17 protein-coding genes are annotated in these 14,497 nt (G+C 33.2%); 13 read left to right on the top strand and 4 right to left on the bottom strand.

Annotated features, from left to right (window positions below; genetic code table 11):
- Positions 1-33 precede the first annotated feature (33 nt).
- From tsaD to AC3E9W_RS07840, 8 genes are all read left to right on the top strand, one after another.
- Entirely contained in the window at positions 34-1,050 is a 1,017-nt protein-coding gene (gene tsaD, locus AC3E9W_RS07875; protein ID WP_488767948.1) for a tRNA (adenosine(37)-N6)-threonylcarbamoyltransferase complex transferase subunit TsaD, read from the top strand.
- A 2-nt stretch (positions 1,051-1,052) separates the two neighbouring features.
- Complete coding sequence (locus tag AC3E9W_RS07870; RefSeq protein ID WP_488767946.1) at positions 1,053-1,757, top strand: 16S rRNA (uracil(1498)-N(3))-methyltransferase; 705 nt, start codon at positions 1,053-1,055, stop codon at positions 1,755-1,757.
- A 158-nt stretch (positions 1,758-1,915) separates the two neighbouring features.
- Positions 1,916-2,554, top strand: coding sequence for a DUF4159 domain-containing protein (locus AC3E9W_RS07865; protein WP_488767944.1), 639 nt, complete (start codon positions 1,916-1,918; stop codon positions 2,552-2,554).
- A gap of 10 nt (positions 2,555-2,564) precedes the next feature.
- Positions 2,565-3,062, top strand: a complete 498-nt coding sequence (locus tag AC3E9W_RS07860; RefSeq protein ID WP_488767942.1) for a TrmH family RNA methyltransferase — start codon at positions 2,565-2,567, stop codon at positions 3,060-3,062.
- A 311-nt stretch (positions 3,063-3,373) separates the two neighbouring features.
- A complete protein-coding gene (locus AC3E9W_RS07855; protein ID WP_306160493.1) occupies positions 3,374-4,333 on the top strand; it encodes a zinc metalloprotease in 960 nt (319 codons plus the stop codon).
- Positions 4,334-4,439: 106 nt separating this feature from the next.
- Positions 4,440-5,531, top strand: coding sequence for an AI-2E family transporter (locus AC3E9W_RS07850; RefSeq protein ID WP_488767940.1), 1,092 nt, complete (start codon positions 4,440-4,442; stop codon positions 5,529-5,531).
- 3 nt (positions 5,532-5,534) lie between these two features.
- Positions 5,535-6,716 (top strand): THUMP-like domain-containing protein, encoded by a 1,182-nt coding sequence (locus tag AC3E9W_RS07845; RefSeq protein WP_488767939.1) that lies wholly within the window; start codon positions 5,535-5,537, stop codon positions 6,714-6,716.
- Between the two features lie 4 nt (positions 6,717-6,720).
- Positions 6,721-7,287, top strand: coding sequence for a hypothetical protein (locus AC3E9W_RS07840; protein ID WP_456896512.1), 567 nt, complete (start codon positions 6,721-6,723; stop codon positions 7,285-7,287).
- On the opposite strand, the gene AC3E9W_RS07835 is transcribed toward AC3E9W_RS07840, so the two are convergent.
- Positions 7,288-7,935: a M15 family metallopeptidase gene (locus tag AC3E9W_RS07835; protein ID WP_488767937.1), complete on the bottom strand. Its 648-nt coding sequence runs from the start codon at positions 7,933-7,935 to the stop codon at positions 7,288-7,290.
- A 189-nt stretch (positions 7,936-8,124) separates the two neighbouring features.
- Between AC3E9W_RS07835 and AC3E9W_RS07830 the strand changes: the two genes are divergently transcribed.
- Positions 8,125-8,646: an Ivy family c-type lysozyme inhibitor gene (locus tag AC3E9W_RS07830; RefSeq protein ID WP_488767936.1), complete on the top strand. Its 522-nt coding sequence runs from the start codon at positions 8,125-8,127 to the stop codon at positions 8,644-8,646.
- Positions 8,647-8,704: 58 nt separating this feature from the next.
- Here the strand turns inward: AC3E9W_RS07830 and AC3E9W_RS07825 are convergent, their stop codons facing one another.
- Together AC3E9W_RS07825 and AC3E9W_RS07820 are read right to left on the bottom strand one after the other, a co-directional pair.
- Positions 8,705-9,808: a fatty acid desaturase family protein gene (locus AC3E9W_RS07825; protein ID WP_488767934.1), complete on the bottom strand. Its 1,104-nt coding sequence runs from the start codon at positions 9,806-9,808 to the stop codon at positions 8,705-8,707.
- Positions 9,809-9,979: 171 nt separating this feature from the next.
- Positions 9,980-10,309 carry a helix-turn-helix domain-containing protein gene (locus AC3E9W_RS07820; RefSeq protein WP_306160506.1) on the bottom strand — a complete coding sequence of 110 codons (330 nt, stop codon included), beginning with the start codon at positions 10,307-10,309 and terminating at the stop codon, positions 9,980-9,982.
- A gap of 119 nt (positions 10,310-10,428) precedes the next feature.
- Between AC3E9W_RS07820 and AC3E9W_RS07815 the strand changes: the two genes are divergently transcribed.
- The 4 genes from AC3E9W_RS07815 (at position 10,429) to AC3E9W_RS07800 (ending at position 13,691) form a co-directional block, all read left to right on the top strand.
- A complete protein-coding gene (locus tag AC3E9W_RS07815) occupies positions 10,429-10,698 on the top strand; it encodes a hypothetical protein (RefSeq protein WP_306160508.1) in 270 nt (89 codons plus the stop codon).
- Between the two features lie 46 nt (positions 10,699-10,744).
- On the top strand, positions 10,745-10,948 hold the full coding sequence (locus AC3E9W_RS07810) for a hypothetical protein (RefSeq protein ID WP_488767932.1): 204 nt from the start codon (positions 10,745-10,747) through the stop codon (positions 10,946-10,948).
- Between the two features lie 178 nt (positions 10,949-11,126).
- Positions 11,127-12,896 carry a glycoside hydrolase family 9 protein gene (locus AC3E9W_RS07805; protein ID WP_488767930.1) on the top strand — a complete coding sequence of 590 codons (1,770 nt, stop codon included), beginning with the start codon at positions 11,127-11,129 and terminating at the stop codon, positions 12,894-12,896.
- Between the two features lie 21 nt (positions 12,897-12,917).
- Positions 12,918-13,691 carry a ThuA domain-containing protein gene (locus AC3E9W_RS07800; protein ID WP_488767928.1) on the top strand — a complete coding sequence of 258 codons (774 nt, stop codon included), beginning with the start codon at positions 12,918-12,920 and terminating at the stop codon, positions 13,689-13,691.
- A gap of 41 nt (positions 13,692-13,732) precedes the next feature.
- On the opposite strand, the gene AC3E9W_RS07795 is transcribed toward AC3E9W_RS07800, so the two are convergent.
- Positions 13,733-14,251 carry an STM3941 family protein gene (locus AC3E9W_RS07795; protein WP_488767927.1) on the bottom strand — a complete coding sequence of 173 codons (519 nt, stop codon included), beginning with the start codon at positions 14,249-14,251 and terminating at the stop codon, positions 13,733-13,735.
- Positions 14,252-14,497: the final 246 nt, after the last annotated feature.

Here is a 14,497-nt window from a genome sequence, read left to right as displayed (position 1 = left end):
TTGTCAAATATAATTCAAAATTTGTGCCTTTATATGCAAAATCCAGAGGTTTTTATCCTAGCCATCGAAAGTTCATGCGATGATACTGCTGCCGCGGTTTTACATAACGACAAAGTATTGTCAAATGTTGTAGCCAATCAATTAATTCATAATCAATACGGAGGTGTTGTTCCTGAATTGGCCTCACGCGCACACCAGCAGAATATTGTCCCTGTGATAGATGCTGCACTTCGTAAAGCAAATGTACAAAAAGAACAGTTAAGCGCAATCGCATTTACGCAAGGTCCAGGATTAATGGGCTCTTTATTGGTGGGGACTTCCTTCAGTAAATCGCTATCATTGGCTTTAGACATTCCATTAATTGCTGTGAATCACATGCATGCTCATATTTTAGCCCATTTTATCGATGAAGAAGGCTATGATAAACCAGAATTTCCTTTTTTAGCTTTAACGATAAGTGGCGGACATACGCAAATCGTAAAAGTGAATAGCTTTTTTGATATGGAAATTATTGGAGAAACTACAGATGATGCTGTAGGTGAAGCATTTGACAAGAGCGCCAAAATTCTTGGTCTTCCTTATCCAGGCGGGCCTTTGATTGATAAATATGCAAAAGAAGGGAATCCGAAAGCGTTTCCTTTTACAAAACCGAAAGTTCCGGGATTAGATTTCAGTTTCTCTGGACTTAAAACGGCTATTTTGTACTTCATTCAAAAAAACAAACAGGAAAATCCGAATTTTATCGAAGAAAACCTGAATGATATTTGTGCTTCAATCCAACACACGATTATTGAAATTTTGATCGATAAACTAAAACTTGCCGTAAAAGAAACTGGAATTACACAAATTGCCATTGGTGGCGGAGTTTCTGCAAATTCTGGAATCAGAACCCGTTTGCAAGAGAATCCATACGGTTGGAAAACTTTCATCCCGAAATTTGAATACACAACAGACAATGCTGCAATGATTGGAATTGTGGGCTACCAAAAATACTTATCTAATCGTTTTGAAACTTCTGCTGTGGTTTCTAAAGCAAGAATCGAATTTTAATCATGCAGTTATTTTTTAATCCGAATATAGACGAAACAACCCAAAGTTTTTCTTTTGATAAAGAAGAAAGTCGTCACATTATAAAAGTTCTCCGAAAAAAAGATTCAGACATTCTTCAAGTTACCAATGGTTCTGGATTATTGTTTGAAACTCAGATTACTTTAGCTTCTGATAACAAATGTACGGTTGAAGTGCTTTCTATCAAAAATGCCGAAAAACCAAAATTTCATTTGCATTTGGCGGTTGCTCCAACCAAAATGAACGATCGTTTTGAATGGTTTCTGGAAAAAGCAACCGAAATTGGCATTCAAGAAATTACGCCTATTTTCTGCGATCGTTCGGAACGAAAAGTAATCAATCGTGACCGTTTCGAAAAAATTATTCTTTCGGCAATGAAACAATGCAACGAAACGTTTCTTCCGAAATTGAATGAAGCGATTTCGTTTAAAGATTTTATCAAACGACAGCAAAATGGCTTGCAATTGATTGCACATTGCGAGGAAACCGATAAAAAATCATTGAAAGAAGTTTTAAAGCCAAATGAAGATGTTACAATTTTAATTGGCCCAGAAGGTGATTTTTCTGAAAAGGAAATTGCATTGGCTTTAGAAAACAATTACAAACCTGTAACTTTAGGAAATACGCGTTTAAGAACTGAAACCGCAGCTGTTGTGGCTTGTCATAGTGTGGTTTTCTTTAATGAATAAAAAAAATACAACGTTAGGTCTGTCATCCTGAGGAACGAAGGATCACACTCGTAAATAGACAAAGATTGGCAAATTCTGTACGGAGTTTCTTGTGTGATCCTTCGTTCCTCAGGATGACAAAAGCATCTCAAGGAAAATGAAGCAAAAAATATAATTAAATGAAAAAAATATTTTACTTACTATTACTTTTTTCAACTGTCTCTTTCTCACAAGAAATTGCTTTGCTTAAATACAGCGGCGGCGGTGACTGGTATTCCAACCCGACTTCTTTGCCCAACTTAATCAGTTTTTGCAACAACAACATTAATACAAGAATAAAAGCAAAACCTTCGACTGTAGAGCCAAGCAATCCTGATTTGTTGTCGTATCCGTTTGTGCACATGACGGGTCACGGAAATGTCGTTTTTAGCGATGCAGACGTAACCAATCTGAGAAATTATCTGACTGCTGGAGGTTTTCTGCATATTGATGATAATTACGGAATGGATCAATTTATTCGAAAAGAAATCAAAAAGATATTTCCGAATAATAATTTAACTGAAATTCCTGCAAACCATCCTATTTTTCAGAAACCGTTTCCTTTTCCAAACGGATTGCCAAAAATTCACGAGCACGACGGAACTCGTCCGCAAGCATTTGGAATTTTTATCGACAATAAACTCGTTATATTATATACTTACGAATGTGATTTAGGCGACGGCTGGGAAGATGCCGAAGTGCACAACGATCCAGCAAACGTAAGAGACAAAGCGCTGAAAATGGGTGCAAACATCATCAATTATATTTTTACCAATTAAATTTTAGAAAGTGCAGTTAACTCACGAAGAAAATCAGTTTGAAAGAAAAACATTTCCCATAACTTTAGTATGCGATCACATTTACTTTCAGCAAAATATTGGTTCTTTATTTCGCATTTCTGAAGCTTTCGGAGTTGAAAATATTATCTTTTTCGGAAAAGACATTCCGCTTACACCTCGTAAAATCAATAAAACTTCACGCAGTACGCATCTTTATGTACAGCATTCAGTGATTGAAGATTATAACGAACTTCGCTCTTATTTGATTGAGAATCATTTTGAAATTATTGCTTTAGAAATAGCTTCCAACAGCAAACCTTTAAAAGAAGTTATAATTCCTGAAAATAAAAAAATCGCTCTTTTGATAGGAAGCGAGATTAACGGAATTTCAGACGAACTTTTGAAACTTTCGCATCAAATTGTGCATATCAATATGTTTGGCAAAAACAGCAGTATGAATGTCGTTCAAGCGGCAAGTATTGCGCTGTATGAGATCACTTCTACTTAGATTTTATCGTAAGAATTCTTTCGTCTTTTACTTAGAAAAAAACAACTTTCTATTTTTCCTGACCACATCTATCTGATTATTAATCCGATAAAAAGCAAATTTTGCCGTCAAAATGCTTTGAAAAAATTACAAAATAAGAAAATACATCATAATATTTTTTAGTCAATTTTTGTAGGAATCAATGTTTGTAAGGGATTGTAAAATTTCTCACAAATTATTCTTTGTAATATTTTTCTACAATACTTTTTTGTTATAAAATTGCATCAATATTCAACTAATCAACATTTTTATAACAAAAAACCCAAATTATTATGAAAAAAGTTATTATTACCACATTTGCAGCATTAATGCTGTTTGCTTGTCAAAATGAATCATCAGAATCTGCTAATGCAGATGCAACTGTTGCTTCTAGAAGAGGCTGTGCAACACAAGAAGTTTTAGAAGCTCAATTGAAAGCCGATCCTTCATTGGCTATTAGAATGAACGAAATTGAAACTTTTACGGTACAACATGCTGGTTCTACTTTTACAGGCCGTTTGGTAAATGGAAAAATCGAAATTCCAGTTGTAGTTAATGTTCTTTACAGAACCGCTGCACAAAACATTTCGGACACACAAATTCAATCGCAGATTGATGTTTTAAACAAAGATTTTAATGCGCTAAACTCTGATTACAATAATGTGCCAGCATTATTCTCAGGAGTTAAAGCCAACATCGGAATCTCATTTGTTTTGGATCAGGTTATCAGAAAATCGACTACCAAAACTTCTTGGGGAACAAACGATGCGATGAAAAAAACTGCTCAAGGCGGAATTGCACCAACCTCTCCAACTACAAAATTAAACATGTGGTCTTGCAACATTGGAGGCGGAATTTTAGGATACGCGCAATTTCCTGGAGGTGCTTCTTCAACTGATGGAGTTGTAATTGATTCTCGCTATTTCGGTTTATCTGGTGCTGCAAACGCTCCATTTAACTTAGGAAGAACGGCAACTCACGAAGTGGGACACTGGATGAATTTACGTCACATCTGGGGAGATGCAACTTGCGGAAGCGATTTAGTTTCAGACACTCCAACGCACAATACTGCAAACTATGGCGTTCCTGCTTACCCACATTACAGCACTTGTTCTGGCACTCCTGTAGAAATGACAATGAACTACATGGATTATGTTGACGACGCAGCAATGTACATGTTTTCGACAGGACAGAAAAACAGAATATCAGCAATTTTTACAACTGGAGGAGCTAGAGCTTCTTTTGCACAATAATTGTTAACAAAACACAATTTAAAGCGAGATGTTTTCATCTCGCTTTTTTTGTTTAACCCTAAATTTTAAAATGCTTTTTCCTATATTTATAGTCTAAATTTTAAACATGATCACGTCAAAAACTATTTCGAACGGAATTTTAAGAGCTTTAGCTACAATCTTAATAATTGGTATCGTTTTATATTTTTTATATGAAATTCAAACTGTAATTGTTTACTTGTGCATTTCTTTAATATTGTGTTTAATTGCAAACCCGCTGGTTTTATTTTTAAAAAACAAACTAAAATTCAGCAATTCTCTGGCAGCCACCACTACCATTATCTTTTTTATTTTTCTAATTGTGGGATTCATTCTATTGTTTGTTCCTTTAATTATTTCGCAAGCCAATAATTTAGCACTTTTGGATACGGCGCATTTACAGGAAAAATTTATAGAAACCGAAACCCATTTGGAAGAATACTTTAATATCCAGCATATCGATTTAAATAAAGTTATAAAAGACTCTAAACTTACCTCTATATTAGATTTTAGCTATTTTACCGGCTTCATAAATTCCATAATCAATTTTATGGCCAACATGGGAATGGGCTTGGTATCGGTGTTTTTTATCACTTTCTTTTTTATAAAAGATCAGGATATTTTTAAAAATCAGGCGAGAAGAATACTTCCTGATTCAAACGAAGATAAAATCCTGAATTCTATCACCAAAATTAACCATTTACTGACCCGATATTTTATTGGCTTACTGTTACAGCTTATTGTTGTATTTATTTTATACTTAATTGTGCTATTAATCTTTGGAAACAAAAATGCTTTTGTAATTGCATTTTTATGTGCCATTTTAAATATCATTCCCTATTTAGGGCCAATTATCGGAACAACTTTGGCAGGAATTTTAACCATGATCAGTATGATTGGGCAAGATTTTCAATCGGAAATTTTACCGAAAACAATTTATGTAATTATAGGCTTTTTAGTCGTTCAAGCCATTGACAATAATGTCAGTCAGCCTATAATTTCATCAAAAAGCGTAAATTCGCATCCGTTAGAAATATTCTTAATTATTTTGATCAGCGGTATTACATTCGGAATTGTCGGTATGATTATCGCGGTTCCAGCTTTTACAATGATTAAAGTAATTTTAAAAGAATTTTTTCCAAACAATAAAATTGTCTCCGTATTAACCGAAAGAATCTAAAAATTGAATACTTCTATTTTGCATCCAGATATTCAGAAATATATAATTGAAAATACTGGTGCAGATATAACAAAATTGGCGCTCCAAAAAAATCCGTTTCCAGAAATGGACTGGATTGTAATTTTGAACCAAATTGAAGCTCGAACAAAAGCTAAGGAAAAACTTCCGACTTGGTTTGCTGCCGAAAGCATTATTTATCCGAGTAAAATCTCTGTAGAACAGACTTCTTCAGAAAAGACTGCGGCTTACAAAGCGTCATTAATTTCCGGAGAGACTTTAATTGATTTAACTGGAGGTTTTGGAGTTGACGATTATTATTTTTCGAAGCAATTTAAATCGATAACGCATTGCGAAATAAACGAAGATTTATCGGCAATTGTGTCGCACAATTTTAAACAGCTAAAAGTTGAAAATTGTACTTTTTATGCTGGCGATTCTATTCATGTATTAGAAAAAGAAAATCAGAAGTTTGATTGGATTTATATTGATCCTTCGCGAAGAAATGATAGCAAAGGCAAAGTTTTTATGCTGAAAGACTGTCTTCCAAATGTTCCTGAATTGCTTGATTTCTATTTCGAAAAATCAGATCATATTTTAATTAAAACGGCCCCTTTATTGGATATTTCGGCAGGATTATCAGAATTAAAAAATGTAAAGAACATTCATATCATAGCGCTCGAAAACGAAGTTAAAGAACTGCTTTTTGAAATTCACAAAAATTATTCTGGCGAAGTAACTTTAAAAACCGCTAATCTTTTAAAGGAAAAAACAGAAACTTTTGAGTTTGTTTTAGGCGGAGAAACCTCATCTTTATCTTATGGATTTCCGAAGAAATATCTTTACGAGCCAAATGCTGCTATCATGAAATCGGGCGGTTTTGATGAAGTAAGCAGTATTTTTTCAATTGACAAACTGCACAAGCATTCGCATCTGTATACTTCAGATGATTTAATTGATTTTCCTGGAAGAAAGTTTGAAGTTCAAAAAGTCATTTCATACAATAAAAATGAAATGAAAAACGAATTGGCGAATAAACAGGCCAATATTACAACTCGTAACTTTCCTGAAACGGTAGAAAACATTCGAAAAAAATGGAAAATAAAAAATGGAGGTAATTTGTATTGTTTTTTTACAACTGATGTAAAAGATAACAAAATAGTTTTAATTTGCACCAAAATAAACTAATACAATGAAACAACTAATTACACTAACTCTTTTTTTATTGACTTTTACCGCATTTGCACAAAAACCATGTGAATACAGTGTAAATGTAAATGACTCAATCGGGAGCTACAAAGTGACGAATGAGTACCTAATGAGCGAAAAACATTTTGGAGGAAACTCTAATTATATTTTCTTCTCATTAGCTCAAACTGACGGATTGCCTACTTTAAATTTACAAGGAATTCAAAAAAGTAAAGACTTTATTAAAGCCAATTGTTTTGATAAGAACTCTAAAATCTTTTTACAGTTAGAAAACGGAAAAATTGTAACCTTAATGCATATCGATCAAGAAAATTGCGGAACCTTAATTCGTGATGAAAAAGGGTACAATAATCGTGTAAACACAGGTATTTTCATGTTTATGAAAGACAATTACGAAGAACTTAAAAAGTCTCCGATTTCGATTATGCGAGTAAAATACCTTACTAATATTGAAGATTACATTGTAAAAAGAGAACTTACATCTGAGTTAACCGGAAAAGTTACCAATCCGAATACTTATTTTATGGAAAATATTAGGTGCGTTGAATAATTAATCGCATTTCCATTTTTGGTTGGACACTTTATCTTTTAAACCGGTTTTTAAATTATAATGCCACCACTCCGAATCAAATGAATTAAAGCCATTTTTAATCATTGTCTTTTTTAAATAGGCTCTTTGCGAAAGAATTTCTTTTGAAAGCTGTTTAAAATTATGACTGGCCATAATTCCAAAAAAGTCAAAAGAAGTTCCCATATCCACTTCTTTTCCTGTTATATCAACCAAAGAAATATCAACGGCTCCTCCTCTATTATGGATGGAGCCTTTTTTTGGATCGGCAACATAGATCGGATTCGATACAATCTCCCACATTTTTTTCTGAATATCTAAAGGTCTGTAACAGTCAAATATTTTGATTCTATAACCTTTCTTCAAAAAATCTTTATTGGCCGCAATTAAAGCTTTTACAGTTTTTAAACGAAGCATGCATTCTGCACAGTCGTACACTTTGGTTTTTAGAAAATTATCTTCGGTTGCATATTTCATGTCATAGACAAAATCATTGCTGTAATCTCTCAGATTTACAAATGTCGTATCTGAAATTGTAACTTCTACTGAAGATGTATAAACTTCATTCTGAGCCTGTAAAGAACTAATTCCGAAAAGAGCAAAAACTAAGATTTTGAGAATGTGATTCATTGCCTGATAATTTTAAAAATTTGAAGTTAAACAAAAAAACTTAAAAACTGATTAATCAGATTTCCATTTTTAAAATTTACAATCTGCACTAAATTACTTCTAAAGCAACATTATTTTTAATATCTTTATGAAAATAAGATCATTACGACTTTGTAAATTAAAATTATTAATTCTAAAACCAGTTATATTATGAATTACAGAGCCACATACTTTTCAACAGTTATTTTAAGCAGTTTTATATTTATTTCGTGCAAAAAACAAACAATAGAAAGTATTCCTAAAACAGATTCTACTTCTATAAAAACAGAAGCTTTAAAAGAAGACAGTATTGTTATAAACCCAAATGATTCTTTATACAATTTAAATTCTACCAGCGTCATCGGAACGCAGTTTTTAACCAAAAGCAGTTTAGCTCCAAGATTAAAAAAACTATTAGGTTCTGATTACGACCAAATGGTAAAAAACTGGAATACCGAAACTCCTTTTGAAAAGCAAGATAATATCCTGCACGCTTGGGGATGCAAACAGCATGACTGCAGCACTTATTCGTATGACTTGTTTATTGATGTTAAAAACAATAAAATCAATGTCTACAAATTTGCGGAATCAAAATTGACGGTTTTTAAAGAAGATAATTTTGATATTAAAATTACAGGTCCGTTTTTAAAAGATCTGAACACCAAAAAGCAAAATGCTGAAATTAAAGAATAATACAAGCATAAAAAAAGCGGTTTTTTAAAACCGCTTTTTTTATATGTACCTTTTACAGCTATATCTCACCTGTAGCTAAAATATTTTCCTTTACACCTTTGTTTTTCAGCATTCTAAAATGAGAACGAACTGCGTGATAAAATGGATAAGAAGTATAAGGAAGATTATATTCTTCTGCATAACGTCTTATAATTGGCGTTATATACGGATAATAGGTATGTCCAACAGCTGGAAAAAGATGATGTGCAACGTGATGCGTAAATCCGCCGTATAAAAAATTAGCCAATTTACTTTCTGTGCTAAAATCTTTTGTTACAATCATTTGATGCACAACCCAAGTATCCGAAAGATTTCCGTCTTCATCTGTGCCTGGAAAATGGGCATCTTCGTCAACGTGAGTCGAAACCAAAGCCACCACACCAATTGCACTGCCGCACATGTGCATAGACAGCCAAGCCAACAAAACCATGTGCCAAGGCTGGCTCAAAAGCATCATCGGAATAAAAAGCAAATATATGAGATTGATAATCTTGGCCGCAAAAAGCCTGTAGATTTCCTGCTTTGGAATTTTGTCTACTACTTTCTTTACGTAATTATTTTTTTTGCCAAAAAAGTCTTTAAAATCTCTTATGTAAAGCCAATTTAGACTGTAAAGCGGATAAATAAACCACATGTAAATATGTTGGTATTTATGATAATTAAATAGTGGACTGTTTGGGAATATTCGAATAATATCACTTTGCTTGATGTCAATATCCCAATCTGGCACGTTTGGATACGCATGATGCAGGCCTATATGCCGCCGCATCCAAAGCCAATGGTTACTGCCAAAAAGTTCTAAAACATATAAAAACCACTCATTATGCTTTGGCTTTTTGAACAAAGCTCCGTGTGCAGCATCATGAAAAGCATTTATAAATAAAACGATCATTGTAATACCAGACAAAATATAAAAAAGAAATAATAAAGGGGTCTGGTTCCCGAAAATTAAAATACAGGCGTAGAACAAAAAAAATACTGCCAGAAGCCCTAAAGACTTCACAACATTTAATACATACAAGGACGAGTTTTTTAAGACCGTTTCATTCACTTCTAAACGCATCTTTTTAAAAAAATCATCCGCTCCTGGTTTAACATAAACCGGTCGTTTTAATTTTTCCATATTGGTTACTGCTAGAAATTGTTAACCAAATTTAATAAAAAAAAGCTTAACCCTTTAGCATTTATTTAGTTAAAAGTCAGCTATTTTAAAAGAAAAAACCACTCTAATAGAGTGGTTTAATTAATACTGTAAAATTTAGAATTGTTAGCTGTTTTTGGAATTCATTATGTATTATTCCTCAAACTTTGTGTCTGCCAAGCGCAACCTTATATCATGAATACGGCCTTCTATTTCTTGCAGATCATTCAAAATAGTTTGCTTTTCATAAATTGCTCCAGCTTCATTAACCATATTCTGCTCATCATGAGCAAAAAGATCATTCAAATCCACATCCGGAAAATTTTTACTTAAGCTAATAATAAATTCAGAACCAATACTAGCCGTTCCATGTAAATATCTTCCAATCATAGCAGGGCTAAATCCTAAGATTGCCCCAACTTCTTTCTGCTTTAATCCTTTATCCTTAAAGAATTTACTTAGTTTCTCGTGATACATCATCATTAAAATTCATAGAAATATATAGCCAAAATATATTTTTTAACATTAAAAAGAATAATAAATATAATAATATTCTTACATTTACATAAACCATTACCATGTAAATAATAATTAGCAAATATATGTCAAAATTAATCAATAATAGCAATTTTAAAGAAGATAATTCTCACAATAAAAAAGCTTACGAATTTATAGATAAGCATTTACCTGTAACTTATGTAGATCTTACCATTGCTTGTATGGTCAAAAAAGGGCAACCAGCACCAAGCAAAGCATTAATTAGAAACGTTAGAAACAAAACAATTTTAAGAAATGATGTTTTACTCGCCTTAGTAGAAGTCGCTCATGAAAACAAACAAGCAATCGAAAAAATAAAACTTTTAACCTCGTAAGCAATTAAAATACTATAACCCATTTTTCCATTTAAGTTTTAATTTTATGACAAACCAAAATACCAATAAAAAAGATAACAGACAGTCAGATTCCATTCAAAATCAATTTGAAATTTCCTCTTATAATAAAATTGATTTAGAAAATACGCCTTATTTGTACGGAATGAGTGCAGAGCAGTACAAAGAAGGACTAGAAATTCACTCTAAATGTTTCAGCCAGATGAAAAACGTGAAAGGGATAATGAATTAAAACTGTTTGCCAGCAAAAAATCACATCAAATACACATCAGCATTTTTTAAATTTTAGCATAAACGATACTAAAATTAATCTGTTTTGCAGGTTTTTGATTTTTAGAACAAAACAATTTGGTTTAGGTAAAATTTCTCTTTTTTGTAATTTGCCTATTCTACTAGCTAAAAACTAAACCATGATTAAATTCAGAAAACAATTAAGTTGTGCATTACTAGTTTTGTTCTTTTCTGTTTCGGCTTATAGCAAAACGGTTATTTTTGTCAATCAAGTTGGGTTTGATCCGAAGAGCCCAAAAATTGCCATTATTGAATATTATAGCAATCTTTTAAATTCAACTTTTGACCTTATAGATGCCGATTCTGGAAAAACAGTTTTTACTTCTAAAATTGGAAAAGCAGAAAGTGTAGCCGATTGGAAACTTGGCATTTTTTATTATAAAGCCGATTTTTCCTCTTTTCAAAAACCGGGAAATTATAAAGTTACATTCAAAATTGCTGATCAAATTTATACTTCTGCCCGTTTTTCTATAGAAGAAAACATATTGGCTAAAAGAACCATTTCTTCAATTGTTCATTATTACAACAAGCAAAGAGCCAATACTCCTGAAGAACTAGAAGCAGACAAGAACATGTTATTATTTGGAAGCACAAAAAAAGTAGACGTTCACGGCGGATGGTGCGATGCATCTGGAGATGTAAGCAAATATTTTTCTCATTTAGCTTACGCCAATTTTGTATCGCCTCAGCAGACGCCTTTGGTGACTTGGTCGTTAATCAATACTTCTGAAAAAATCTCAAAACAGCTTCAACAATGGAAAATAAAAGATTCTCTAGATAGCGAAGCTATTTGGGGTGCCGATTATATGATGCGCTGTCTTTCTGATGAAGATTATTTCTATATGATTGTTTTCAGTTATTTTGATAAAAATCCAGCAGCGAGAAGAATTGTTGGACTCAAAGCCAATAGTGTTACGACAGATGAATACCAATCTGCTTTTCGCGAAGGGGCAGGAATAGCAATAGCCTCACTTGCCAGAATTTCAAAATGGAATAAAAGCGGCGATTTTACTTCAAAACAATATTTAGACGGTGCCAAACGAGCTTATGCGCATCTTTTAAGTAACAATACCAAATATGACGACGACGGAAAAGAAAACATTATAGACGATTATTGTGCTTTGATGGCGGCGACAGAATTATGGATTGCGACCAATGATTTTTTTTATAAAAATGAAGCCAGAAAATGGGCGCATAAACTTGAAGACCGAATGACGGATAAAGGATGGTTTAGAAGCAATGACGGAAATCGTCCGTTTTGGCACGCCGCCGATGCAGGTTTGCCAATCGTTGCGCTTACAAGATATCTGGAAAAGGAAACTGACAATAAAGAAAGGAATGCTGCCCAAAATGTCATTAAAAAAGCTTTAGACTATAATTTATCTGTTACAAACAATGTGGCAAACCCGTTTGGATACGCGAGACAAAGTTTTTTATATAATAATAAAATTCAAGACGGATTTTTTATTCCGCATGAAAATGAGACTGGCTGGTGGTGGCAAGGCGAAAATGCCCGATTAGCTTCATTAGCAACTGCAGCAATAGAAGGCGGAAAAAGTATTTCGATTCCAAAGAACAGCAACTCAAAAAAAGAACTCGATTTATTCGCATCACAGCAATTGTCTTGGATTTTAGGCTGTAATCCCTATTCAATGTGTTTCTTGTACAAATTTGGAGAAAACAACGTTCCTTATATGCATTCTAATTACGGACACGGTTCAGAAAAAGGCGGAATCTCTAACGGAATTACGGGCAAAGATGGAAATGGAGATGGTTCTGGAATTGATTTTAAAACAGAAGACAAAGGCAACGAATGGCGCTGGACCGAACAATGGATTCCGCATTCAGCATGGTTTTTACAAGCCATAACCGCAATGGTTGAGCCTTAATTAAACATAAAAAATGCTTTCATGAAAAATTCAATATTTTTTATTTTACTTATTTTAAGCTGTTTTGTAGAGCAGAATTGTTTAGCCCAAAAACAAAAAAAGTCTCATTTTAAAGCTTTGGTTTTATATGAAAATGGCGGACATCATCTGGATTTTACAAAAGCTGCAAAACCTTGGCTTAACAAACTTGCAGCTGACAGCAGTTTTACAATTGATTATATTGAAAGTACAAAAACAATCAATGAAGCACTTTTAAAAAACTATCAAGTTTTCATACAATTAGATTATCCTCCTTATACCTGGAGCGAAGAATCGATGCAGGCCTTTCAAAAATATATGAACAGCGGAAAAGGCGGCTGGGTTGGCTTGCATCATGCAACTTTACTCGGAGAATTTGACGGATACCCAATGTGGAAATGGTTTTCTGATTTTATGGGCGGAATCACATTTAAGAATTACATTCCAGATTTTGCAAGTGGTAAAGTTACTATTGAAGACAAATCTCATCCCGTAACGAAAGGAGTTGCATCTGATTTTCTCATCAAAAAAGAAGAATGGTATACTTATGATAAAAGTCCGCGGCCAAATGTTCATGTTCTGGCTTCTGTCGACGAATCTACTTACCAGCCCGATTCAAAAATAAAAATGGGAGATCATCCTGTGGTATGGACAAACGATCATTTTGCTTCCCGAAATGTATATATTTTTATGGGACACGCGCCAGAATTATTTCAAAATGAAGCTTACACTACGCTGCTTCGAAATTCTATTTTTTGGGCTTTCGGAAGAAATTAATTATAAACGAAAACGCCACTCAGTTGAGTGGCGTTTTCGTTTTATTTTTTCCAATAGCTTAAAAATAAATCGTATAAAGCTTTTGCATCAATATCAACTTCAGATGCAGAGTACATTATATTCAGTTTAGAATTTTGTTCATCATGAGCCATTTTCCAAAGAAACTTAGAGACACGGCCTTCGTACTTCGTAATATTGTCAATTGTAACCGCAACCAAAGTGTCACCTCCCACTTTGTTTAATTGCACATCGGTAACATCTTGCCATTCTATTCTTCCAAAGGCTTTTGCGACTGGAGTTGTTCTTCCAGAAAACCCATTTGAATCTATTTGAATCAACGGAGACTTATCTTTTACACTTGCAAGCATTTTAAATGTCAAAACAAGCATTATTAAAAGAATAGCGCCAGAGGCAATCGATAACTTTACCTTAAATATTCCATCAAAAGTTCCGATACCATATAAAAATGCAATGGCTAATAAAACACTGATTCCGCTTGCATACAAAAGTAAGTTTCTGGTTTTCTTGGTATTTCTGTACAGATTTGTTTCTTCTTTCATGGGGCGTAGTAAAAATTTTTATTTGTTATTAGAATTAAAATGAAGATGCAATTTACTTCAAAATATTTTTAAAAGCCAGAAACGCCCGTAAACATTGAGTTTTTTATTTACTAAAACAAAAAAAACTCAATTAAGAGCTTATGAGGCTAATTGTTTTTTCAACGACCGATTTGCCTATTTACCGAAAATCTGATTTGTTTTATCTGTGTTATTGAGACCTTTATCCTAAACAATAAAATCACCTTC

Source organism: Flavobacterium sp. 38, assembly GCF_057799715.1.
Note: the sequence above shows the minus strand (reverse complement) of the source record. Positions and strands in the feature narration are given on the sequence as shown.